The following is a 2465-nucleotide window of genomic DNA, read 5'->3' as shown; positions in this document are numbered from 1 at the left end:
CGGCGGTAAATCCAGCTGGGATCGACGGGTATTAGCTTGGCAATTTCACCAACGGTATACCCGCCTGGAATGCTACTTGTACGGACCTTAGTATAGTTCGACACGATGTGATAGCGATATTTGATTTTTCGCACGACCGTCGGCGTAAACCCATCGGCGCGGCAAGGCATGAACCCTTCCACATTGAGTTGATCAGCGATCTGGTGATCGCTTAAGCCTTCGTCGTAAAGCTCGGCTAACCTGGACGCCAGCCTTTGTTCGGCTGAGGACCCTCGTAACGTCAGGGAGCGTACGCGAATGACTTTCTCCGTCACCACGCCCCCTCGCCAAACGATACGAATCGTGAGTGTTCCATCATCCTCCCGGCGTAAGTTGACGCCGCCTATTAAGGTGCGCAGCAGCGACTTCCGAGCTTCATTGGTCAACGATGGCCAAATCGTCGGCAGTTCCTGGCCTGCCTTGGAGAACGCCTCGCGAAGTTCTTCGGGCACTCGAATAGGCCGAGGCGCGTCTCGCCGAGCGGTGGCGAGCCGCTCTTCCGCCTGACGGAGTTCGTGGAGAGCGTGCTCCCAGCGTTTTTCTAATGTGCTGGCAATCAGACGATTCTCAGGGTCCACACAATCATATTGCCTCTCGGCGCGGCGCGCCGCGAAGTCCAGGCGCTGCACGTCCTGCTCAAGGTGCGTCACCAGCTCATGCTGGCGCTCGGCTTGCTTGACCTCCGCTGCCTCCAGCGCATCGATCTGAGCGGGCGACAAGACGGTGAAGAACTCCTCAATCACGGCCTCATCGATTGACTGGCCCGCGATGCACTGGCAGGAAGACTGGCCATACTGATTGCGATTCGCGCAGCAGGCATATCGATAACGAGTTTGATCTCGATAGGTCACGGACATCGCTCGTCCGCAGAAGCCGCAGCGCACCAGCCCGGTCAGCAGGGCAGAGCCAGGGCGAATGGCCTGCTTGCGAGTTAGTCGTTCTTGCATCTTCTGACAGTTCTCCGCAATCTGCTCCTGGATCTGCTCATGCTGTTGCCAGGTAATGTAAGCAGGATACACGTCATGCACCAAGGCAATCCAGGCGGAACGGGGTTGACGGAGGCGACCCGTCGCCGGTCGGCCCGGAACTCGTCGCGTTGGGTCGGCAATGCGACGCCCATAGGCGAATGTGCCGGCATACGCTGGGTTTTTGAGCATCGACGCCAACGATGCGCTGGTGGGAGCCTTCCACAACACCTGACCGGCGTATATGCCTGACGTCTGCTTGCGAGGCAGCTTCAATTGGCTCCGCAGGAAGTACGTCAGCACCTTCTGGATGGTCCCCAATTCAAGGAACTTTTGAAACGCCAGGCCGATGCGCTGCTGGACGCTGACGTCCGGGTCGAGAACAACCTCACCGTCGGCGGTCCGTAAGAGGCCTGTCGGAAGGTGGTGGACAAGAGCTCCTCGTTTGGCCTTAGAAATTCTTCCCGCATCCAGACGCAACCGAATGCTGTGCAGCTCTGCTTCGGACATCGTCCCTTTGAGGCCCAACAATAATCTGTCGTTGAAGTCCCGAGGCTGGTAGACGCCGTCCGTATCGGCGATCAGCGTGTCGAACACGCCGCATAGTTCGAGCAACTGATGCCAATCGGCGCAATTCCGGGAGAGGCGAGAGACCTCGTAGCCCATGACGATGCCGACCTTACGGAACCCGACGTCAGCCACCAGCTTCTGAAACCCTTCTCGCACTGAAGTTTCGGTGCCAGACCGGCCTTGGTCTTCATCAATCACTTGAATCTGCTGCTCTGGCCAGCCCAGGTCACGCAGCCGTTCCGTCAGGGCGCGCTGGTTGAATGCACTTTCACGGTTCTGCTGCACCTGCTTCGTGGTGGACTGCCGCAGATACACCACGGCTTGACGATTTAAATGCGTAGCAAGAATCTTGCCTGAGATGGTCATGTTCAATCTCCTCCATGAGAATCTGCACAATCTCCTGAACGATGGCGCCCCTTTCGTCGCTGGCTAGTTGGGCCCACAGATCGGGGCTGGCGTACACTGGCATCATTGCACCTCCCTTTCGAGCCAAGGCTGTGGAAAGCAGCAACGAACTCCTGCAAGGCCTCTGCCGTCAAGACGGCTCGTTCCTGAGGAGGTTGGCGCGCAAGATCCGTCGAGGCGACCGAGATATAACCCAGTCGATTCGAGAAGAGATGCACTTGGCAGTAGCGCACGGCGCCAGGAAGGCGTGCCATGCCTGCTAGCTGAAACGTGCGGCCGAAAAGCGGATGGGCCGGATCGGTCACTGTGACCTGGCCTTCGCATTCCTCTGTGACTAAAGGGGTATTACGTTGGGCGGGTTTTGCCTGTGCCGCTTGGTCCGACGATGAGGACGTTCTCCCGCTTGTCGAGGTACTCCCCCTTGACCAGTTGCAGCACGAGCGGCTTGTTGACACTGGGGCGGGCTTGGAAGGCCAACCCCACTTG

2 protein-coding genes are annotated in these 2465 nt (G+C 58.5%); both read right to left on the bottom strand.

Translation table 11 applies throughout. From position 1 onward, the window contains the following. Nucleotides 1-1940 (bottom strand): recombinase family protein (locus tag WBB95_RS03685; RefSeq protein ID WP_424486344.1); only part of this gene is annotated, 1940 nt, incomplete at its 3' end. A 384-nt stretch (nt 1941-2324) separates the two neighbouring features. Beyond that, nucleotides 2325-2462, bottom strand: a complete 138-nt coding sequence (locus tag WBB95_RS03680) for an ATP-binding protein (RefSeq protein WP_424486345.1) — start codon at nt 2460-2462, stop codon at nt 2325-2327. Nucleotides 2463-2465: the final 3 nt, after the last annotated feature.

Source organism: Pseudomonas sp., assembly GCF_049645325.1.
Lineage (GTDB): Bacteria > Pseudomonadota > Gammaproteobacteria > Pseudomonadales > Pseudomonadaceae > Aquipseudomonas.
Note: the sequence above shows the minus strand (reverse complement) of the source record. Positions and strands in the feature narration are given on the sequence as shown.